The organism is Flavobacterium psychrophilum DSM 3660 = ATCC 49418 (genome assembly GCF_002217405.1).
Classification (GTDB): Bacteria; Bacteroidota; Bacteroidia; order Flavobacteriales; family Flavobacteriaceae; genus Flavobacterium; species Flavobacterium psychrophilum.
This window is the reverse complement of sequence record NZ_MUHE01000021.1, coordinates 76968-98164: the sequence shown is the minus strand read 5'-3', so window position 1 is coordinate 98164 and position 21197 is coordinate 76968. Positions and strand designations below refer to the sequence as shown.

Below are 21197 nucleotides of genomic sequence, written 5' to 3'. Positions count from 1 at the left end.
CAACATCCTCAATAAATATTCCAGTGTTTTTAAAGCTAATTTGGTATAAATAAAAAACTCGTTTAGTGATAAACGAGTTTTTACATTTTTAATGATATTTCAGCTTTTTATGACAACAAAAAAATTAATTCTTTACTGGAATATTTTCTAAAATTTCTAGCACAAATTTATAAAATTTCTGAGAAGATTTTATAGATGCTCTTTCGTCTGGAGAGTGCGCTCCGTGTATTGTTGGTCCAAAAGAAATCATATCCATATCTGGATAATTTGTTCCTAAAATCCCGCATTCTAAACCAGCGTGACAAGCTACTACCTTTGGTTTTTCGCTGTTTTGTTTTTCATAAATAGAAACTAAAACATCTAATATTTCCGATTTTACATTAGGTGTCCAACCTGGATAAGACCCCGCAAGGTTTACTTCGCAACCACACAATTCGAAAGCAGAACGCAACGCATTTGCTAAATCAAATTTTGAGGTTTCTACCGATGAACGTGTTAAACAGCCAATGGTGATTTCTCCTTCTTTAATAATAACTCTTGCTACATTGTTTGACGTTTCTACTAAATCTTCCATATCAGCACTCATTCTATAAACTCCATTATGAGCTGCATAAATAGAACGAATTATTCCTTCCTGCACGCCTAAATCCATTACTTTACTAGGCAAATCGCTTTTTACAATTTCTATAGTAAGGTTAGGTTCTGTCGTTTTAAATTCGGTTTTAATATCGGTAATAATTTCTTGCATATCAAACACGAAAGCTTCGTCGTACATTCCTGCAACGATTACTTTGGCAACACTTTCACGAGGAATGGCGTTACGTAAACTTCCGCCGTTTATCTCGGCAACTTGCAATCCGAAATTCTCAAATCCGTCAAATAACAAACGGTTCATGATTTTGTTTGCATTACCCAAACCTTTGTGAATATCCATTCCTGAATGTCCGCCATTTAAACCTTTTACGGTAATTAAATACCCCACAGAACTTTCTGGAGTTTCTTCTTCGTTATAGGAACGAGTTGCGGTTACATCGATTCCTCCAGCACAACCTATGTCTATTTCGTCGTCTTCTTCTGTATCCATATTCAAAAGAATATCACCTCTAAGAATACCGCCTTTTAGGTTTAGTGCGCCTGTCATTCCTGTTTCTTCATCGATAGTAAATAAAGCTTCGATGGCTGGATGTTTGATGGTTTTACTTTCTAAAATAGCCATAATCATAGCTACTCCAAGACCGTTATCGGCTCCAAGTGTTGTACCACGAGCACGAACCCAGTCGCCATCTGCATACATATCGATTCCTTGTGTATCGAAATCGAAAATAGTATCCCCGTTTTTTTGGTGTACCATATCTAAATGTCCTTGTAAAACGAGTGCTTTTCGGTTTTCCATACCTGCAGTTGCTGGTTTGCGGATAATTACGTTACGAATTTCGTCTTCAAAAGTTTCTAGTCCTAGACTATTTCCGAATTCTTTCATAAACTCGATCACTTTGTCTTCTTTTTTAGAAGGACGAGGCACTGCGTTTAGGTCGGCAAATTTGTTCCAAAGATCTTTTGGTTCAAGGTTTCTTATTTCTTGGCTCATTATTTTTTTGTTTCAAAGTTTCAAGTGTACAAAGTTACAAAGTTTATTTTCTTTGTAAATTGATTTGTGATTATATTTACGTTCTTAAAAACATTTTTGTGAACAGAAAATACTTACTTCCGCTCCTGCTATTGGTTCAAATTATTGGATTGAAATTGCTTGCGTTTTTTCCTAATTTTGTCGAGAAAAACTATAGCAACTTACTGTATCCAATTATCTCGAAATTTTCTAGAACCTGTTTGGGTTGGATTCCGTTTTCGGTTGGCGATGTTTTGTACGGAATTTTAATTATTTGGGCTATTTGTTGGTTTTACAAAAGCAGAAAAGAGAATTGGAAAAATAAAATTTTATCTGTTTTAGGGTTTGTGTCTGTTGCTTATTTTGTGTTTCATCTTTTGTGGGCTTTTAATTATTACCGAGTACCTCTTTTTGAAAAAATGAATATAAAAAGGGAATATTCAGACCAACAATTGCTCTGTTTTACTAAAAAAATAATAGTAAAAACTAATGAAATTCAATTTCAGATTACTAATGATACTGCAAAAAAAGTAACAACTGTTTGTACTCAAAATCAAATTTTCGACAAATCGATTGTTGCTTACCAGAAATTGTCTAAAGAATATTCGTTTTTTACTTATGGCGTTCCGAGTCAGAAAAAATCATTGTTTAGTTATCCGCTAACGTATATGGGTTTTGGTGGTTATTTGAATCCGTTTACAAATGAGGCTCAAGTAAATAACATGATTCCTATGTATAATTTTCCGAGCACGGCTTGCCACGAAATGGCACACCAAATGGGTTATGCCAGCGAAAGTGAGTGCAATTTTATTAGCTTTTTATCTGCTATAAAAACGGAAGATTTGTATTTTAAATATTCTGGTTATAGTTTTGCTTTGCGGTATTGTTTGTTTAATTGGGAAGTTAGAAATCCCCAAATATTTAAAAAATTACTAAAAACCATCAATCCCGGAGTGCTAAAAAACTATCAGGAAAGCCAACATTTCTGGGAAAGCCACCAAACATTTATAGATACTGGGTTTAAGATTTTTTATGACAATTTTTTGAAATTAAACCAGCAAAAAGACGGATTAGAAAGTTATAGTAAGTTTGTTAATTTGATGGTTAATTATTATTCTAGCAATAATGAACTTTAAACCTCATCACTTGTAAAAGTAACAAAGCTTTTCTTTTTGTAAGGCCTAATAATTAACCTTCCTTCTCGATCAAAACGAATGTAATTGTACACCCAATTTAGAAAAACAACGGCTCTGTTTTTGAAGCCTATTAGGGAGAATAAATGTACAAACATCCAGACAAACCAAGCAAAAACGCCACTAAAATGATATTTAGGCAAATCGACCACGGCTTTATTACGACCAATGGTTGCCATACTGCCTTTGTCATGATACTGGAAAGGTTTTAAGGGCTTGTTTTGCATGAGTTTTATGATGTTTTCTCCTAATAATTCGCCTTGTTGTAAGGCGGGTTGTGCCATCATTGGGTGACCTTGTGGGTATTTATCGGTTTCCATAGAAGCGATGTCGCCAATGGCAAATATATTATTGTGGCCTACAACCTGATTGTATTGGTTTACACGAATACGTTCTACTTTTTGTACTAATGATTTAGCATCGAGTCCAGCGATTGCTGCACCTTGCACGCCAGCTGTCCATATTAAGGTGGCGGTATCGAAAGTAAGGTTAGAATTTGTGGTTATGGTACGCCCGTCATAGTTAGTTACCCGAACGTTTTTCCAGATTTTGACACCTAAACTTAATAGAAATTCTTCGGCTGCTTTTGATGATTTTTCGCTCATCGTGTTTAGGATTCGGTCGCCACTTTGAATGAGATTGATTTCCATTTTAGAGACATCTAGATCTGGATAATCTTTTTGAAGAATGGCTTTTTTCATTTCTGCCAATGCCCCTGCAAGCTCTACTCCTGTTGGGCCTGCGCCAACTAATACGAAATTGATTAAGCTGTTTTTGTCGGCGGGATCTTTTGTAAGAACGGCTTGTTCGAAATTTTCGAGAATTAAGCTTCTAATATTGAGTGATTGTGGAATGGTTTTCATTGCCATCGAATTTCGTTCGATCTCTTTGTTACCAAAATAATTGGTTTTCGAACCTGTTGCAATGACTAGATAATCGTAATGCAATTCGCCTATTTCGGAAATTATATTTTGGTTTTGGGTATCAATTTCTTTTACAGATGTTAATCTGAAATAAAAGTCTTTATATTCCTGAATGACTTTTCGAATGGGATAGGCAATAGAGCCTGCTTCGAGTCCGCCAGTGGCAACTTGGTATAATAAGGGCTGAAATGTATGGTAGTTGTGTTTGTCTAATAAGACCACTTGTAGTTTTTTGTTTCTTAGTTTTTTTGCGATGGCTATGCCTGCAAATCCGCCACCAATGATGACTATGCGGGGTAGGGTTGTTTGTGGAATATTCATTTTTAGGTGCTGGGTTTCTTAGGGGCTAAGGTACAAAGGTTTTTTAGAATTTGAATGCTAATTTTTAGCCCCGATTGTAGTGGAAATCCCGAGCTTTTTTGCGAGGATTGAAACGGAAAGCGGGAAAAATGTTGAAAAAAACGGGAATGTTGTGCTTCTAATTTTTTATTGTTTTACTTTGTAACAAACTTACTATTAATACTACTAACGTGATATGAGTAATGCATTAGAGCGGTCATTTGTGGGGCAATTAAAGGATAATCAGAATATAATTCACAAAATTTGTAGGTTATATACTCAAGATAACGATGCGCATAATGATTTGTTTCAGGAAATTACGATTCAGTTATGGAAGGCTTTTCCTAAGTTTCGTGGTGATTCTAAGTTTTCTACTTGGGCGTATCGTGTGGCGCTAAATACTGCCATTACTTTATACCGAAAAAATACTAAAGCGCTAAATACAATCGAGTTTGAAACTGGCAAGCATTTTGTATTGCAAGAGGAGTATAATTATGAGGAAGAGGAGCATTTGAGGTTGTTGTATAAAGCGGTTCAGGAGTTAAATGATATTGAGAAGGCTTTGGTTTTTATGTATCTTGAAGAGAAGGATTATACTGAAATATCTGAAACGTTAGGAATTAGTGAGGTGAATGCTAGGGTGAAAATGAATAGAATTAAGAGTAAATTGAAGAAAATTATTAATCCGTAAGGAAAAGGAATATATGAAAGAGTTGGATTTATTAAAAAAAGATTGGAATAGGAATGATAATTATCCGAAGTTTTCGGAGCAGGAAATTTATGTGATGTTGCATAAAAATTCTTCCTCGAGTGTGAAATGGATTTTTTATATTAGTGTTATAGAGTTTGTTTTTTTAAATGGAATTGGGTATTTGTTAACGGATAAAAAAGAAGAGGTTTTTTTTGCTTTGCATCCTTTTTTAAATGTTTTGCAGTATATTAATTATTTTGTAATCATCGTTTTTATCTTTTTGTTTTATAAAAATTACAAAGCCATTTCGGTACTTGAGTCTTCTAGAAAACTAATAGAACTTATTTTAAAAACTAGAAAAGTTGTTACTTATTATATTTTTTGGAATATTTTTATAGGAGGTATCTCCGGAGCCTACGCAGCCTTAGCTGGCTGGAAGGAAGGTTACAATGCTAATCGATTAGCTACAAGCAAAGTAATCACCGAAATAAACTACATTGCATTGCTGCTTGTAATGATTTGTATAATGGGGAGTATCTGGTATTTTTACAAGCTAATTTACGGGAGATTTCTTAGTAAATTAAAAAACAACTATGAAGAATTAAAGAAAATTGATTTCTAATAAATTTAGTATTCCCATTTACGCATTTTATTTAATTCTTCTTGCTCTTCGATTATTTCAGATGGGATAACTTTTAGAAAAGAAGGGTGTTGTTCGATGGCATATTCTACTTTTTCGACAATTTCTTCAATTGTATCGTTATCATAATCAATAGCCAAAGGTTCTTTGATGGTAAAGGTTTGTAGGATCCCTTTCTTTTTCATTCGAAGCCCTTTTTTGTCGAAAGAACGTCGAAAACCGTCAATAACAATAGGAACTACAATAGGTCTGTGTTGTTTTATAATATGTGCCGTTCCTTTACGAACAGGTTTAAATGATTTCGTGGTTCCTTGCGGGAAGGTAATTACCCAACCATCGGCTAAAGCGATTTTTATATTTTCGGTATCGTTAGGATTTACGTCTTTTTTTGCTGTATCACTTACATCTTTACCGCCTGCACGCCAAGTTCTTTCGACCGAAATGGCTCCTGCATAAGCTAAAACTCTGGGCAATAAGCCAGACTGCATGGTTTCTTTTGCTGCAACATAATAAATATTTAATTTGGGTTGCCAGATATAGCCTAAATTTTTAATATTATCCTGACGACCGCTTAAACTGGCATTAAAAACATGAAACATAGCCACAACATCAGCAAAATAGGTCTGGTGGTTTGATATAAATAGCACGTTTGTATCTGGCAAATTTTTAATGATTTCCGAACCTTCTATTTGTAATTCGTTAAAACCTCGATAACGTTTGTGTGTTATGGCTGCAAAAATTCGGATGAGCCATTTTTTTAGAAAAAGTATATGTCCAAAAGGATTTCGCTTAAATAATCCCATAATTTTATAAAAAATGTGAACTACAAATTTACAAAAACTATTAAGTTATAAGACTTTTTTTAGAATTTCTTTCAACTCACTCATCATCATAGCAGTAGCTCCCCAAACTAAATGCTCATTTATCTTAAAAGCAGGAATTTGAATGTTTGAAGCGTAAGAAGTTGACATTTTTGTAGAAATAACATTTTTTTCATCAAGGAATTCATACAATGGCAATTCGATAACTTGATCTACTTCATCAGGACTTAATGTAAACAAAAGTTCCTCTTTGGCGAAGCCTAAAAATGGGTAAACGAGAAAATTACTTGGCGGAATATAAACTTGGGTAAACGATCTAATAACTGTTACTTTTTTTGCAGCAACCCCTATTTCTTCTTCTGTTTCTCGCAATGCGGTTTCGCAAAGTGATAAATCAGAATCTTCGACTTTACCTCCAGGAAAAGCAATTTGCGAAGCATGAATTCCTGGATAAGAATTTCTTACTATTAATGCCAAATGTGTCATCTTATTTTTTGGATACAAAAGCATTAAAACCGCCGCTTTTTTTGGGATTATTTTCGAAAAATCTTGATTATTTAGAAACTCTATTCTTTCTGGCGGAATCATTTTTGCATGTGCAATAGCCGCTGGTAGCGATTCTTTTGCTATTTTTGGCACATATTTTAAAAAATCTGAAAATTTCATTTTGCTGGTTTTAAAGAGAGGTGGTTTTAGTGTAAAAATAACAAACACTTTTTTAAGCCTTGAAACCTGTGGCGAAAAATAAAAAGCAAATACGTTTTTAGACTGTAACCAACGAATTTAATTTATTAGTTAAAAAAAAGACAATCATAAAGATAGTTTAAATATTTCGAGTTCCAAATTCTTACCTTAATATAAATTATGTACACTAAAGAAGAAGCCCAAAGATTAAAACGAGAATTCTGGATTTCATTTGCCGAGAAGTATCCTAGAAAATGGATATTATATGACACAAAAATTAAAGATTTTTCTTTTAAGTTTTTTGTAGATAATAAAAAAGCCCATGTTCTTATTGATATAGAAATGCGTGATGCCGAAAAAAGAAAATCTTATTTTGAAAAATTAGAATCTCTAAAAACTATCCTTGAAGAAGAATATATAAAGGATTTAGTTTTTGAAAATAAATACACGCTAGAAAGCGAAAAAACCATTAGCCGCATTTGGGTCGAAAAACTAGACGTTAGTGTTAGTAACCGACAATATTGGGACGAGATATTTGATTTTTTTAACGAAAAAATGAACGAGTTAGAACGATTTTATCTCGAATACGAAGATTACATTAAGGATATTTAAAACAAAAAAGTCAGCACCTAGATGCTGACTTTCGTATAAACTAACCAAACCAAACAAAATTCTATGAATTTCTATACAAAGAAAGCGATTGTTTTTATAATTTAACGTTAAAGCAATGTTATTTTATTGATAAATGTTAAAAAAAATAATTTTATATAATTTTTATTATTTTTTATCTTGCATGGCAAAAACATTCTTCAGCAAGTTAGATGTTCTAGCATTTACATTAGATCTAATATTTTTTTCTTCGACAGCAATCATTTTAAAAACGCCAGTCATGGCTTGGTTTGTAACATAGTCAGTCAAATCTGGATTTACTTTTTTAACTAACGGAATACTATTGTATTTTGTGATAATTTGTGTCCAAATTTTATCAGCCCCTACTTTACCGAAAGAACTCTTAATCACAGGATTAAATTTTCCGTACAATGCAGTCGATGTAGAACCTTGCAAATAAGTTGTTGCTGCGCTTTGGTTTCCCATCAAAATATTTTTTGCATCGGTAAAACTCATTCCTGTTACAGCATCAACAAAAATGGGAGTAGCTTCTTTAACCGCATCTTCAGCTGCTCGGTTTAAAGCTTTTACACCATCATCTGCTAATTTATTCATACCCAATTTTCTTAGTGTTTGCTCAACTTTTTGCAATTCGGAAGGCATTAGTATTTTTACTGCATCATTTTTATAAAACCCATCTGTTGCCGTTAGTTTAGTAACCTGTATGGCAACTCCGTTATTTAAAGCTTCTTTTAGACCTGCTGCAATATCAAAACTATCGTCTGTTTTTAAGACCGTGTTTATGACTTCTTTACCTAACTTTATAAGGCCATCAAATTGGGCTTGCGATGCCATTGGAACTAAAAAGGCTAAAAGAATTAATTTTTTCATGATGCTATTGTTTTAATTTTTATGATGCAATAGTATCAAAAATAAAGCCATTTATATATTAAATGTAAATATTACACTATTTTAAATAGACTAAGGGTTTATAAATTGCAAATTTAGAAGTAGAAATGACAACAAAAACAAATCATAATCAATTGATTATCTAATTTTAAATACCGCATTCTATTTTACGACTGCCCAAAAGTAATCCTCAAAAAATTTTGCTTAATTGTATAATAAACAGCTTTTTTAAATCCCTTTATTTAGACTTTACCGTTCTCGCGCTACATCGGGTTTGGGACTAAATTAAGCCTATTATTCGGATTTGCCAAATCATCCCAAATATAAGACCAACTTTCCATTAAGCCAATTACCCAAATCCGTTGTAGCGTGTGTTGGCCGCTGGCAATTTATTTATTACGTTTTATTTTTATTGGATTTTGACGAGTATCAAATACGTCCGCTATTTTTATAAGTTTCAACTTAATATCTACTGAATAGATTATTTTGTAATCATCACAAACTATATATCTGTAAATTTCCTCTCTGTCAATTAATAATTCTTCAGTTTGAAACATTTCTGAATTATTAATTAGCCTCTTGGGTTCGGCTAAAATGTTTTTAATTATCTTTTTAGCAACTTTTAAACTTGCTTGTTCAATATAATATTCGAAAATTTTGTCAAGCTCACTTTCAGCAAAGTTTGACCAAATTACTTTATAACTCATTAAATGTATTTCTTTAAGAGCTCAGAAGTATTTTTATATCTACCGTTTTTAAAGTCGCTTTCAGATTTATCAATTCTGTCATTAAATTCTTTAATAGACATAGGTTTGAAATCTGAATCTTGCTCAAGATTTGTAGTAGATTTCTTTTTCAATAAACTTTCAAACTGTGAAATAACTTCTTCACTTTGAAGTTTGAGGAAAGCTTGTACAAATTCTATTTTTCTACTTTGAATATCCATAACAAAAATATTTTCATCAAAAATACAAATTATCTTAAAGATGTCATTCGTTATCAGAATTTTTTTTGCTTGCTGCCAACACAAGGGTAGGACTTTATATTACAAACGAAGTTCACTAAACTCCTATAAAATTATAGTGAAGTAATCTTTTTGAGTCTTTTGCTGCTTCAAAAAGGGTTTCCTCGTCACCCGAGGCTAAAAGAACAAACTGGCGAAGCAATCCCTAATTTAAAATGCTGTAAATAATAGAATTAAGCCGAAAATATAATTTGTGTTTCCATTAAAAAAAATAGGTAATTTTTATAAAAATCTCTAGATTTGCTACTCAAAAATACCAAATTCTCAAAATGGAACCACAAACACCTTATATTCCTATAAACAAAGTGCGAATTGTAACCGCTGCAGCACTTTTTGATGGTCACGATGCGGCAATTAATATTATGCGAAGAATAATTCAATCTACAGGAGTAGAAGTGATACATCTTGGTCATGATCGTAGCGTCGAAGAAGTAGTAAACACAGCCATTCAAGAAGATGCCAATGCGATTGCAATTACCTCATATCAAGGTGGTCACAATGAGTATTTTAAGTTTATGCACGATTTGCTTAAAGAAAAAGGAGCGGGTCATATTAAGATCTTTGGCGGTGGTGGTGGTGTAATTCTGCCTAGTGAAATTGCCGATTTGCAAGACTACGGGATTACTCGCATTTATGCACCAGATGATGGTCGTGCTATGGGATTGCAAGGAATGATAAACGACTTAGTGCAACGTTCAGATTTTCCTGTTGGCGACAAACTAAACGGAGAACTAAAACATATTCAAGAAAAAAATCCAACGGCAATTGCTCGTTTAATCTCGGCTGCCGAAAATTTTCCAGAAATAGCAAAACCTTATTTTGATAAAATTCACAAACAAAACCAAACTTCAAAAATTCCAGTTTTAGGAATTACAGGAACAGGAGGTTCGGGAAAATCATCATTAGTAGATGAATTAGTGCGCCGTTTTTTAATAGATTTTCCAACAAAAACCATAGGATTAATTTCTGTCGATCCATCAAAACGTAAAACAGGCGGGGCTTTATTAGGAGATAGAATTCGTATGAACGCGATTAACAATCCTAGAGTTTATATGCGTTCGTTAGCCACTCGGCAATCTAATTTAGCGTTATCTAAATATGTTGCCGAAGCCATTCAGGTTCTTAAAGCAGCAAAATATGACATTATAATTTTAGAAACTTCGGGAATTGGACAATCTGATACCGAAATTATGGATCATTCTGATGTTTCTCTTTATGTCATGACACCAGAGTTTGGAGCTGCAACACAATTGGAAAAAATAGATATGCTAGATTTTGCCGATTTAGTAGCTCTGAATAAATTTGACAAACGTGGCGCATTAGATGCCATTCGTGATGTAAAAAAACAATACCAACGCAATCATAATCTTTGGGACTCAAATCCAGATGACATGCCAGTTTTTGGCACAATTGCTTCGCAATTTAACGATCCAGGAATGAACACGTTGTATAAATCGATAATGGATAAGATTGTCGAAAAAACAAATTCGGACTTAAAATCGACTTTCAAAATCACTCGTGAAATGAGCGAGAAAATTTTTGTCATTCCGCCACACAGAACACGATATTTGTCTGAAATTGCCGAAAATAATCGAAAATACGATGAAATAGCACTTACTCAAGTAGAAGTGGCTCAAAAACTATACGGAATTTTCAAAACCATTGAAAGTGTTTCTGAAAAATCATTAGTTTTAAATAAAGCAGGAATTGACGATAGTTTTGTCATTCTGACGAAGGAAGAATCTCATCCATTTATTATACTGTTATTAAAAGAATTCGACAGAGTAAAAATGAATCTCGATCCCTACAACTGGGAAATCATTCTCACTTGGAATGAGAAAGTAAATAAATACAAAAATCCTTTCTACACTTTCAAAGTACGTGATAAGGAAATAAAAATCGCTACACATACCGAAAGTTTATCACATTCTCAAATACCAAAAATCTCATTGCCAAAATACCAAGCTTGGGGCGATATCTTGAAATGGAATTTGCAAGAAAATGTACCAGGAGAATTTCCTTTTGCTTCGGGATTATATCCGTTCAAACGTGAAGGAGAAGATCCAAGTAGGATGTTTGCTGGAGAAGGTGGACCAGAAAGAACCAACAAACGTTTTCATTATGTTTCTGCAGGATTGCCAGCAAAAAGGCTTTCTACTGCTTTTGATAGTGTAACTTTATACGGAAACGATCCGCATGTTCGCCCTGATATTTACGGAAAAATTGGAAACGCAGGGGTTTCTATTTGTTGTTTAGATGATGCTAAAAAACTGTATTCAGGTTTCGATTTGGTGCATGCCATGACCTCAGTTTCTATGACTATAAATGGGCCCGCTCCCATGTTGTTAGGTTTTTTTATGAATGCAGCTATAGACCAACAATGTGAACATTACATTAAAGAAAATAATCTTGAAGTAGAAGTTCAAGAAAAAATAAACGAAATCTACAAGAAAAAAGGCATTACAAGACCAAGTTACCAAGGAGAAATTCCTGCTGGTAATAATGGTTTAGGTTTAATGCTGTTAGGAGTTACTGGAGATCAAGTTTTGCCTGCCGACGTTTATAATGATATTAAAATAAGAACATTATCTCAAGTTCGTGGTACCGTTCAAGCGGATATTCTTAAAGAAGACCAGGCACAAAATACGTGTATTTTCTCGACCGAATTTGCCTTGCGATTAATGGGAGACGTACAAGAATACTTCATCAAAGAAAACGTAAGAAACTTTTATTCGGTTTCTATTTCGGGTTATCACATTGCCGAAGCAGGTTCTAATCCAATCACGCAATTGGCATTTACACTTTCTAATGGATTCACTTACGTGGAATATTATTTGAGTCGTGGTATGAATATTAATGATTTTGGTCCTAACTTATCATTCTTTTTCTCAAACGGAATCGATCCAGAATATGCCGTAATTGGTCGTGTGGCACGTAAAATTTGGGCGAAAGCCATGAAAAATAAATACGGAGCTAACGAAAGAGCACAAATGTTGAAATACCATATTCAAACATCGGGTCGTTCGCTTCACGCCCAAGAAATAGATTTTAATGATATTCGCACCACTTTACAAGCTTTATATGCAATTTACGACAACTGTAATTCGTTGCATACCAATGCTTATGATGAGGCGATTACCACGCCAACGGAAGAATCTGTGCGCCGTGCCATGGCGATTCAGTTAATTATTAATAAAGAATTAGGATTGGCGAAAAACGAAAACCCAATTCAAGGTTCGTTTATTATCGAAGAATTGACCGATTTAGTTGAAGCTGCTGTTTTACAAGAATTTGACCGAATTACTGAGCGTGGCGGCGTTCTTGGTGCCATGGAAACCATGTACCAACGATCGAAAATTCAGGAAGAAAGTTTGTATTACGAAACCTTGAAACACACGGGTGAATTCCCAATTATTGGGGTAAACACTTTCTTGAGTTCTAAAGGTTCTCCAACGGTTATTCCTGCCGAAGTTATTCGTGCTACCGAAGAAGAAAAGCAATATCAAATAGATATGTTAACTAATTTACACAAAGGAAGTGCTAATAAAGTAGAAGAACATCTAAATATATTACAAGAAGCTGCTATCAAAAACGAGAACTTATTTGCACACTTAATGGAAGCTACGAAAGTTTGTTCGTTAGGACAAATTACGAGTGCCTTGTTTGAAGTTGGCGGTCAATATCGAAGAAATATGTAAGTTTTAATATTTGAATAAATTAAAATCCTGGAATAACAAACTATTTGTTTGTTGTTCCAGGATTTTTATTTTGGTAATGTGGTCAAAAATAGTTGGTGATTTTTCATTTTAGATTAGTTAAATTACCCTATCAAATTAAAGAGGACATTGGCTCTGCTGAGGAGCAACCAATTAGCAATAGATTTGATGTACATACGAAAAATGAGGGCAGTTCAATCTGCCCTTTTTTATACATTTTTTGGTGTACCAAATGGCTAAAGAAAACCTATTTGTTCATTTGATTTTTATAATACAAATACCATTTCAAAAAGTTCTTTCTATTAGCAAAACTTAATCCTCTGTGAATATTTAGATTCCCTTTTAAATGTCCAAAAAATGATTCTAAAGAGTTTGTCGAATTTGGTATTTTATCATCCTTTAAATATAGAAACATATTTGGCAATGCTTTTTTAATTACACTGAATGATCTTCTTACCATTTTATGAGTATACCAATATCGTCCTGTTTCAATGTTATATGATTTTTGATTGATATAATCTCGATACTCTTCTTCCCATTGAATAAGTTCAATAAGCCATAATTGACGTTTGTATTCAGAATTAATATGATGACCCGAGAGCTTTGCTCGAACTGGCGAAGCAATTTTAACTGCTATTTGTTTGAGTTCAAAACCCGATTTATGTTTAGGGTTTTGCGTAAGCCAGATTCGGCACATCCTTGATATATGGACTAAACATCTTTGAAAAGGCACTTTTGGACAAACTTTTTTGATGGCCTTTATTGAGGATTTATCGCCATCTGATGTGATGCTTTTTATTTTAATTCCTAGATTCAATAAATTCTGCAAGTCTTCTGCAATCTCTTCAAAATGTTCTCCATCAGTCATGCGATAAAGTTGTGTCAACTTTAAATGAAAGTTTCTATAAACTACTAAACAAATATCATTCGAAAAATAGGTTCCATCCAGGACTAAATAAATTTCATCAGTAGAGTTGAATTCTAAAACAGGTGCCTTGCATAACATTTTAGAAAAATAACGCTGCAATGTGCTCTTGCTATATCCAGATTCAAGTGATATTTTTTCAAAAGTATCTTTGCCAATTATCCAATTCTTAAACCAAATTTCTTTGTTTGAATCAGAAACAGATTTGTTAATTGCTGTAAAGAATTGCCCACAATCTTTACATTTAAATCGTTGCTTATTTTGCTGGATTCCCCATTTAATAGTTTGAAGACTTTTACACGTTGGACAACGCTTTTTTTTGAGTTTTTCATAAATAAAAAAAGTTTATTGAAACGAATTTCAATAAACTTTTGGAAACATCATATTTTATAGTGACTAGAAAGGTTTTTACCAACTATTTTTGACTATTAAACCGAGTTTTAAACACTTAAATGCTATTAATTAGAGCCTTTTCTAAATTTCATTATTTGTCGTAGGATTGGCTTTATATTACAAACGAAGTACTGAACTCCGAAAAAATAAAATAAAGAATAAAAGTATGAAGCAATATTTTTGAAGCAGAAAAAACCTCAAAAATATTTTACTCCAATTACTAACATAAAATACTGTAATTAATAGCATTAAGCTATTTTAAACAATAAACCCCAACAATATCACAATACTACTTTACAAACTCAATCGCTTTTTGCAAAGCTTCTTTAATACCGCTTACATTTTTCCCTTTTCCTGAGGCAAAAAATGGTTGTCCACCACCGTTTCCTTCAATATATTTCCCTAATTCTTTAATAACAACATTAGCGTTTAAGCCTTTTCCTGCCACCAATTCTTTAGCAATATAACAGTGAATATTTGGCATATTTTCTTCTATTGAAGCTAGAACAACAAACGAATTTGGTTTTAAACTTCCCAATGCTTGTACCAAATCTTTAGTAGAACTCATGCTTAAATCTACTTGCTTCGACAAGAAGTTGATACCATTAATTTCTTGAAATTCTGAAACCAAAGTATTTTTTAATCCTTCAATTTTTTCTTTCAGCAATTGCTCTATTTGTTTTTTTAACTTAACATTATCGTCTTGCAATGAAGTTACTGATTTTAAAATATCTTGTGGTTTTTTTAAAACTTCTTTGATTTCAGATAATGTATTTTCCTGATTTGTATAAAAAGCTTTCACTGCATCGCCAGTAATGGCTTCAATTCTTCGAATTCCTGCGGCAACTGCACCTTCAGATAAAATTTTGAAATGCCAAATTTGCGCTGTGTTTTTTACGTGAATTCCGCCACAAAGTTCTTTGCTTTCGCCAAATTCTATCATGCGAACATTATCAGCATATTTTTCTCCAAACAAAGCCATTGCGCCTTTATCCAAGGCTTCTTTTATTGGAATATTTCTGTGCTCTGTCAATTGTAATCGGGATTCGATTTGTGCGTTTACACTTGCTTCTACCTGACGCAATTGGTCATCGGAAACTTTAGAAAAATGTGAAAAATCAAAACGCAAATAATCTGGGTTTACTAACGACCCTTTTTGCTCGACATGTGTTCCTAGAATACTTCTCAAAGCCAAATGCATTAGATGTGTAGCTGAATGATTTTTGGAAGTTGACGCTCTTAAATTGGTATTTACTTTGGCTACAAAACCAGTTTCTATATTTTCTGGCAATTGTTTTGCAAAATGTAATATTAAGTTGTTTTCTTTTTTAGTATCAATAATATCAATCGTTTGCTTCGCCTGTTCGCTATCGCTCGAGTCATTTGCAGAAACCAAGGTTCCCTTATCTCCTACTTGTCCTCCTCCTTCTGGATAAAATGGCGTGTTGTCTAAAACAATTTGGTATAAAATACCATCTTTTTTTGAATTTACTTTACGAATACGAGTGATTTTTACATCATTTTCTGTTTTGTCATAACCAACGAATGTTTCTATATTTCCTGGAATTAAAACAGACCAATCTTCGGTAGAAACTTCTGATGCGGCACGGGAACGGTTTTTTTGTTCTTGCATGGCGGCATTAAATCCTGCTTCGTCTAATTCGTATCCTTTTTCACGAAGAATTAAAGCCGTTAAGTCGATTGGAAAACCGAAAGTATCATACAATTCGAATGCTTTTGCTCCTGAAACTTCTTTCCCTTTTGTTTCGGCAACAACTTTGTCTAATAATTGCAAACCTTGCTCTAAAGTTCTTAAAAAAGACGCTTCTTCTTCTCGAATTACATTGGTAACTAATTGTTGTTGTGATTTTATTTCTGGGAAAAATTCGCCCATTTGGCTGGCTAAAACTGCTACTAATTTAGTAATAAAAGGTTCTTTGGTGTCTAAAAATGTAAATCCGTAACGAATAGCTCGACGCAAAATTCTGCGAATTACATAACCTGCGCCTGTGTTAGAGGGCAATTGCCCGTCGGCAATAGCAAAAGCTACGGCACGAACGTGATCGACAATAACTCTGATTGCAATATTGGTCTTGTTTTGTTCTTCGCTTATGTTTTTAACTTCGTTTGAAGTATATTTATATCCTGTAATTTGTGTTACTTTTTCGATAAGTGGCGTAAAAACATCGGTATCATAATTAGATGTTTTTCCTTGTAATGCCATACACAAACGCTCAAATCCCATTCCGGTATCTACGTGTTGTGCTGGTAATTTTTCTAGAGAACCATCGGCTTTACGGTTAAATTCCATAAAAACATTGTTCCAGATTTCTACCACTTGCGGATGGTCATTGTTTACTAAACTTTTTCCTGAAACTTGTGCTTTTTCTTCTGGAGTACGCAAATCGACATGAATTTCTGAACAGGGTCCGCATGGTCCTTGATCGCCCATTTCCCAGAAGTTGTCTTTTTTGTTTCCTAAAATGATTCGGTCTTCGTCGATTAATCCTTTCCAGATATCCCAAGCTTCTTGGTCGAAGGGTACGTTGTCTTCTTTGCTGCCTTCGAAAACCGAAACGTATAAGTTTTGTTTTGGAATTTTATAGACTTCTGTTAATAATTCCCAAGCCCAATTGATGGCTTCTTTTTTGAAATAATCGCCAAAAGACCAGTTTCCTAGCATTTCGAACATGGTATGATGGTAGGTGTCGAATCCTACATCTTCGAGATCGTTGTGTTTTCCTGAGACACGCAAACATTTTTGAGTGTCGGCAATTCTTGGGCTTTTTGGCGTTCCGTTTCCTAAGAAATATTCTTTAAACTGTGCCATTCCTGAATTGTTAAACATTAGGGTTGGATCGTCTTTTAGCACGATGGGTGCCGATGGAACTATTAAATGTCCTTTTGATTCGAAGAATTTAAGGTATTGCTGGCGGATTTCTTTTGATGTCATTTTTTATGTTTAATCGGTTATTCGGTTATTTGTTTATTTGGGATTCGAATAAACGAATAACCAAATTAACGAATAACCTTTTTTGCCCCAGATAGTAGTGGAAAGCTTCGAGATTTAGAAAGCTATTTTTTCTTGAGCTGGCAGAGCGACCAAAGGAAGCTCCTGCTGGCTCGTAGAAAAAAAGCTTTCTAAACGAGAACTTGCAACGAATAGCTGGATTAGGCACTCATAATAAAAAAGATGTTTAATAATTGAAACATTTTCTACATTAGTTCGTCTAATATTTTGTTACTTTGTGATAACGACTACAAAAATAGGATATTTTAAAATATGAAGAAAGTAAAATACTATTACGATGCCGAAAATTTAGCGTATCGGAAAATAAAAACTAAAAAAGCGAAAAGTTTTGGTTATATCGCCTTGTTTTTAGTGGCTGCGGCATTGTTTGGTTTTTTGTGTTTTATTGCGTTATTAAATACGCCGTATTTTGAAACGCCAAAAGATAAATTACTGGCTCGTGAGAATGAGAATTTGAAATTAAATTATACCATTTTAAACAAACAAATAGATGAATTAGATGCTGTTTTAGCTAATATTACTGATCGTGATAATAATATTTATCGTGTTTATTTTAATAATGCGCCTATTTCTGAAATTCCGAAAAAGAAAGGAATTATTACCGAAAATAGGTTTAAACAGTTGTTGGGCTATAATAATGAACAGTTGGTGACTAATACTTCTGAACGTGTGGATATGATTTCGAGACAACTTGCTGTGCAATCGAAATCGCTCGATGAGATTTTGAAATTATCGAAAGCAAAAGAGAAATTTTTGGGTTCTATTCCTGCTATTCAACCTGTAAAAAATGAGCAATTGAAACATATGGCATCTGGTTTTGGGTACCGAAGTGATCCGTTTACAAAAGCCAGAAAGATGCACAAAGGAATGGATTTTACGGCACCTACCGGAACTCCTGTTTTTGCAACTGGAGATGGTGTGATACAAAGGGCAGACAATACGGCTTCGGGTTTTGGAAATCATATTGTAATTCAGCATGGTTTTGGCTATGAAACGCTATATGCACATTTAAGCCGATACAACAAACGGGCTGGGCAACATGTAAATCGTGGTGATATTATAGGATTTGTAGGAAGTACTGGACGTAGTGAAGCGCCGCACTGTCATTATGAGGTTCATAAAAACGGAAACGCTATTAATCCGATTAATTTTTATTATGGTAATATTTCGGCGGTAGAATATACGGCTATTGCCAAATTAGCAACACAAGAAAACCAATCTCTGGATTAATGCATATAGATTTACCAAAAGATAAAAGATATTACAGCATGGGCGAAATTGCCAAGGCTTTTGAGGTGAACCAATCGCTTATTAGGTTTTGGGACAAGGAATTTGATATCCTGAAACCCAAGAAAAATGCCAAAGGTAACAGAATGTTTACCCCCGAAGATGTGCAACATTTGCAACTGATATTTCATTTAGTAAAAGAGCGTGGTTTTACGCTAGAAGGGGCTAAAGTGCGTTTGAAAGAGGGGCAAAAAAAGACTTTAGATAAATTTGCCATTGTTAGCAAATTAGAATCTATTAGATCACAACTGATAAATATTAAAAACGAATTGTAACGAATTAAAAAATAATTGACTAATAAATAACTTTTAAATTAAATAAACATGAAAAGATTTTTGCCTTGGATTATTGGAGCTGTCGTAATTTTTGGAATTTACAGCTGGGTTAAAGAAATTAACAATACCGCTGTGGTATTAGGTCAAACTGTTGAACAAACTTGGGGCGATGTGCAAACATCTTACCAAAGAAGAAATGACCTTATAGGAAATTTAGTAAATACGGTAAAAGGGTACGCAACCCATGAAAAAGAAACACTAACAGCAGTTATCGAAGCTAGAGCCAAAGCAACCTCTGTAACGGTAGATCCATCAAATATTACTCCAGAACAACTGGCTCAATTTAATCAGGCACAAAGTGGCGTAAGCAGTTCTTTATCAAGATTATTAGTATCTGTAGAGCAATATCCTAATTTGAAAGCAGACCAAAGTTTCTTAAAATTACAAGACGAATTGGCTAGTACTGAAAATCAGATTTTAACCGCTAGAACACGTTTTAACGAAGCCGTAAAACCATATAACACACATATTAAAACTTTCCCAAATTCATTATTTGCAGGAATGTTTGGTTTCAAAGAAAAAGCATATTTTCAATCGGTTGCTGGTGCTGAAAAACCTGTTGAAGTAAAATTCTAAAAAATAATTAACCACAAAGTTCGCAATAGCGTACTTAGGGAAAGCTTAGAGAACTTTGTGGTTAAAAAAACATACCAAATGTCGAAAGTAGAAGATTTTTTAACTAAAGCCGAAGAACAAGAAATTGTGAAAGCCATTTGTATAGCCGAAAAAAATACTTCTGGCGAAATTCGTGTGCATTTAGAAAAGAAAACCACCACCGATGCAATTACTCGTGCAGTAGCCGTTTTTAATGAATTAAAGATGCACAATACGAAAGATGCCAATGGTGTTTTAATTTATGTTGCTGTAAAAAGTAAACAATTTGCTATATGCGGCGATGATGGAATAAACAAATTGGTACCAACCGATTTTTGGGAAAGCACTAAAAATATCATGGCAAGTCATTTCCAAAAAGGAAACTTTAAGCAAGGATTAGTTGATGGTATTCTCAAAGCAGGAGAACAACTAAAAAACTATTTCCCGTATCAAGATGACGACACAAATGAATTGCCTAACGAAATATCTAAAGGATAATGAATTTACTTAAAAACAACACTTCCTTTTTATACCTAATATTTGTTTGGTTTTGCTGTACTCAAATAGGTTTTGCACAATTTAGTATTCCAGATATTCCAAAATTTCAGACTTCGGTATATGATTATGCAAATGTTTTAAGCGCTGACCAAAAATCGCAACTAGAAAAAAAACTTATTAAATATTCAGATTCTACCACTACCCAAATTGTGGTGATTACCATTGAAAGTTTACAAGGCGAAAATGTTAACCAATTAGCTACAAAATGGGGACAAAAATGGGGAATTGGAGGAACAGCAAAGGACGACAACGGAGTTGTAATTCTATTAGCTAAAGAGGAAAGAAAAATTGCTATTAATCCTGGTTACGGACTCGAAGATAGATTAACCGCAGGAATTGGTGGCGAAATTATTAGAAACATTATCATACCCGAATTTAAAGCAGGAAGTTATTATAACGGTCTAGACAAAGGCTCCGATGCCATTTTTGATGTCTTTAAAGGAAAATATAAAGGAACACGAAAAGGAGATAAAGATGATGGCGGCGGAATCCCTATTGTATTTTTAATTATTGTTTTTATAATTATATTGATGCTAATTTCTAAAAACAACAAAGGAAACGGAAGCGGTATTGGCAGAACCCCCAGTTTGCTCGATGCAATCATTCTAAGTAGTATGGGGCGCAGTAGCGGCGGTTTTGGCGGTTCGTCTGGCGGAGGATTTTCTGGTGGTGGCGGTTTTGGCGGTGGTTTTGGCGGTGGCGGTTTCTCTGGTGGTGGCAGTAGCGGAAGCTGGTAATATAATGTTAGTAAAACCCTTAAAAATGATGCGCACAAATTTCTAATAGCATACATAAAACCTTTCTCATACCATTTTTAATTAGAAATTCCTGTAACTAATTTAAGGATAAAAATTACAATCAAAGAACTAGCTGAATTACCGCTGGTTAAAACCAAAAGCAATTTCAAATTAACCGACTT

The 21197-nt window shown here is 33.9% G+C and carries 19 protein-coding genes; 10 read left to right on the top strand and 9 right to left on the bottom strand.

What is annotated here, in order from left to right; genetic code table 11:
* Positions 1-124 precede the first annotated feature (124 nt).
* Entirely contained in the window at positions 125-1588 is a 1464-nt protein-coding gene (locus tag B0A57_RS06490) for an aminoacyl-histidine dipeptidase (protein WP_011964033.1), read from the bottom strand.
* Positions 1589-1686: 98 nt separating this feature from the next.
* Here B0A57_RS06490 and B0A57_RS06485 point away from each other — a divergent pair, with 98 nt between their 5' ends.
* Positions 1687-2742, top strand: a complete 1056-nt coding sequence (locus B0A57_RS06485) for a DUF3810 domain-containing protein (protein WP_034098755.1) — start codon at positions 1687-1689, stop codon at positions 2740-2742.
* Here B0A57_RS06485 and B0A57_RS06480 read toward each other — a convergent pair.
* On the bottom strand, positions 2739-4043 hold the full coding sequence (locus B0A57_RS06480) for an NAD(P)/FAD-dependent oxidoreductase (protein WP_034098719.1): 1305 nt from the start codon (positions 4041-4043) through the stop codon (positions 2739-2741). The two genes, B0A57_RS06485 and B0A57_RS06480, sit on opposite strands and share 4 nt — an antisense overlap.
* A 214-nt stretch (positions 4044-4257) precedes the next feature.
* Here B0A57_RS06480 and B0A57_RS06475 point away from each other — a divergent pair, with 214 nt between their 5' ends.
* Both B0A57_RS06475 and B0A57_RS06470 read left to right on the top strand, forming a co-directional pair.
* The gene (locus B0A57_RS06475) at positions 4258-4752 is read left to right on the top strand and encodes an RNA polymerase sigma factor (protein WP_011964036.1); all 495 of its coding nucleotides are present in this window, start codon (positions 4258-4260) and stop codon (positions 4750-4752) included.
* Positions 4753-4765: 13 nt separating this feature from the next.
* The gene (locus tag B0A57_RS06470) at positions 4766-5374 is read left to right on the top strand and encodes a hypothetical protein (protein WP_034098722.1); all 609 of its coding nucleotides are present in this window, start codon (positions 4766-4768) and stop codon (positions 5372-5374) included.
* Positions 5375-5379: 5 nt separating this feature from the next.
* Here B0A57_RS06470 and B0A57_RS06465 read toward each other — a convergent pair whose 3' ends face one another.
* Positions 5380-6195, bottom strand: coding sequence for a lysophospholipid acyltransferase family protein (locus B0A57_RS06465; protein ID WP_011964038.1), 816 nt, complete (start codon positions 6193-6195; stop codon positions 5380-5382).
* 45 nt (positions 6196-6240) lie between these two features.
* A complete protein-coding gene (locus B0A57_RS06460) occupies positions 6241-6879 on the bottom strand; it encodes an NUDIX hydrolase (protein WP_038466755.1) in 639 nt (212 codons plus the stop codon).
* A gap of 198 nt (positions 6880-7077) precedes the next feature.
* On the opposite strand from B0A57_RS06460, the gene B0A57_RS06455 reads away from it, so the two are divergent.
* Positions 7078-7509, top strand: coding sequence for a DUF4268 domain-containing protein (locus B0A57_RS06455; RefSeq protein WP_034098726.1), 432 nt, complete (start codon positions 7078-7080; stop codon positions 7507-7509).
* 165 nt (positions 7510-7674) lie between these two features.
* Here the strand turns inward: B0A57_RS06455 and B0A57_RS06450 are convergent, their stop codons facing one another.
* From B0A57_RS06450 to B0A57_RS06440, 3 genes are all read right to left on the bottom strand, one after another.
* Positions 7675-8397, bottom strand: coding sequence for a DUF4197 domain-containing protein (locus tag B0A57_RS06450; protein WP_034098728.1), 723 nt, complete (start codon positions 8395-8397; stop codon positions 7675-7677).
* A 407-nt stretch (positions 8398-8804) separates the two neighbouring features.
* Positions 8805-9122: a type II toxin-antitoxin system RelE/ParE family toxin gene (locus B0A57_RS06445; protein ID WP_011964042.1), complete on the bottom strand. Its 318-nt coding sequence runs from the start codon at positions 9120-9122 to the stop codon at positions 8805-8807.
* Entirely contained in the window at positions 9122-9361 is a 240-nt protein-coding gene (locus B0A57_RS06440; protein WP_034098757.1) for a hypothetical protein, read from the bottom strand. Before B0A57_RS06440 ends, B0A57_RS06445 begins: the two co-directional genes overlap by 1 nt.
* A gap of 347 nt (positions 9362-9708) precedes the next feature.
* On the opposite strand from B0A57_RS06440, the gene B0A57_RS06435 reads away from it, so the two are divergent.
* Positions 9709-13137 carry a methylmalonyl-CoA mutase family protein gene (locus tag B0A57_RS06435; protein WP_034098730.1) on the top strand — a complete coding sequence of 1143 codons (3429 nt, stop codon included), beginning with the start codon at positions 9709-9711 and terminating at the stop codon, positions 13135-13137.
* A 265-nt stretch (positions 13138-13402) separates the two neighbouring features.
* On the opposite strand, the gene B0A57_RS12480 is transcribed toward B0A57_RS06435, so the two are convergent.
* Together B0A57_RS12480 and alaS are read right to left on the bottom strand one after the other, a co-directional pair.
* Positions 13403-14416 (bottom strand): IS256 family transposase, variant Zn-binding type, encoded by a 1014-nt coding sequence (locus B0A57_RS12480; protein ID WP_089081996.1) that lies wholly within the window; start codon positions 14414-14416, stop codon positions 13403-13405.
* A 346-nt stretch (positions 14417-14762) separates the two neighbouring features.
* Positions 14763-17426, bottom strand: a complete 2664-nt coding sequence (gene alaS, locus B0A57_RS06425; RefSeq protein WP_034098733.1) for an alanine--tRNA ligase — start codon at positions 17424-17426, stop codon at positions 14763-14765.
* A 330-nt stretch (positions 17427-17756) separates the two neighbouring features.
* Here alaS and B0A57_RS06420 point away from each other — a divergent pair, with 330 nt between their 5' ends.
* From B0A57_RS06420 to B0A57_RS06400, 5 genes are all read left to right on the top strand, one after another.
* Entirely contained in the window at positions 17757-18734 is a 978-nt protein-coding gene (locus tag B0A57_RS06420) for a M23 family metallopeptidase (protein WP_011964046.1), read from the top strand.
* Positions 18734-19066 (top strand): MerR family transcriptional regulator, encoded by a 333-nt coding sequence (locus tag B0A57_RS06415; RefSeq protein WP_011964047.1) that lies wholly within the window; start codon positions 18734-18736, stop codon positions 19064-19066. The genes B0A57_RS06420 and B0A57_RS06415 overlap by 1 nt, the downstream gene beginning before the upstream one ends.
* 48 nt (positions 19067-19114) lie before the next feature.
* On the top strand, positions 19115-19702 hold the full coding sequence (locus tag B0A57_RS06410; protein ID WP_011964048.1) for a LemA family protein: 588 nt from the start codon (positions 19115-19117) through the stop codon (positions 19700-19702).
* 78 nt (positions 19703-19780) lie between these two features.
* The gene (locus B0A57_RS06405) at positions 19781-20218 is read left to right on the top strand and encodes a TPM domain-containing protein (RefSeq protein WP_011964049.1); all 438 of its coding nucleotides are present in this window, start codon (positions 19781-19783) and stop codon (positions 20216-20218) included.
* Positions 20218-21015 carry a TPM domain-containing protein gene (locus B0A57_RS06400; protein WP_034098735.1) on the top strand — a complete coding sequence of 266 codons (798 nt, stop codon included), beginning with the start codon at positions 20218-20220 and terminating at the stop codon, positions 21013-21015. Before B0A57_RS06405 ends, B0A57_RS06400 begins: the two co-directional genes overlap by 1 nt.
* Positions 21016-21197 lie beyond the last annotated feature (182 nt).

Coding starts and splice junctions, on each gene's coding strand:
- B0A57_RS06490 (WP_011964033.1), bottom strand. CDS start 1,588: ATGAGCCAAGAAATAAGAAACCTTGAACCAAAAGATCTTTGGAACAAA.
- B0A57_RS06480 (WP_034098719.1), bottom strand. CDS start 4,043: ATGAATATTCCACAAACAACCCTACCCCGCATAGTCATCATTGGTGGC.
- B0A57_RS06475 (WP_011964036.1), top strand. CDS start 4,258: ATGAGTAATGCATTAGAGCGGTCATTTGTGGGGCAATTAAAGGATAAT.
- B0A57_RS06470 (WP_034098722.1), top strand. CDS start 4,766: ATGAAAGAGTTGGATTTATTAAAAAAAGATTGGAATAGGAATGATAAT.
- B0A57_RS06465 (WP_011964038.1), bottom strand. CDS start 6,195: ATGGGATTATTTAAGCGAAATCCTTTTGGACATATACTTTTTCTAAAA.
- B0A57_RS06460 (WP_038466755.1), bottom strand. CDS start 6,879: ATGAAATTTTCAGATTTTTTAAAATATGTGCCAAAAATAGCAAAAGAA.
- B0A57_RS06455 (WP_034098726.1), top strand. CDS start 7,078: ATGTACACTAAAGAAGAAGCCCAAAGATTAAAACGAGAATTCTGGATT.
- B0A57_RS06450 (WP_034098728.1), bottom strand. CDS start 8,397: ATGAAAAAATTAATTCTTTTAGCCTTTTTAGTTCCAATGGCATCGCAA.
- B0A57_RS06445 (WP_011964042.1), bottom strand. CDS start 9,122: ATGAGTTATAAAGTAATTTGGTCAAACTTTGCTGAAAGTGAGCTTGAC.
- B0A57_RS06440 (WP_034098757.1), bottom strand. CDS start 9,361: ATGGATATTCAAAGTAGAAAAATAGAATTTGTACAAGCTTTCCTCAAA.
- B0A57_RS06435 (WP_034098730.1), top strand. CDS start 9,709: ATGGAACCACAAACACCTTATATTCCTATAAACAAAGTGCGAATTGTA.
- alaS (WP_034098733.1), bottom strand. CDS start 17,426: ATGACATCAAAAGAAATCCGCCAGCAATACCTTAAATTCTTCGAATCA.
- B0A57_RS06420 (WP_011964046.1), top strand. CDS start 17,757: ATGAAGAAAGTAAAATACTATTACGATGCCGAAAATTTAGCGTATCGG.
- B0A57_RS06415 (WP_011964047.1), top strand. CDS start 18,734: ATGCATATAGATTTACCAAAAGATAAAAGATATTACAGCATGGGCGAA.
- B0A57_RS06410 (WP_011964048.1), top strand. CDS start 19,115: ATGAAAAGATTTTTGCCTTGGATTATTGGAGCTGTCGTAATTTTTGGA.
- B0A57_RS06405 (WP_011964049.1), top strand. CDS start 19,781: ATGTCGAAAGTAGAAGATTTTTTAACTAAAGCCGAAGAACAAGAAATT.
- B0A57_RS06400 (WP_034098735.1), top strand. CDS start 20,218: ATGAATTTACTTAAAAACAACACTTCCTTTTTATACCTAATATTTGTT.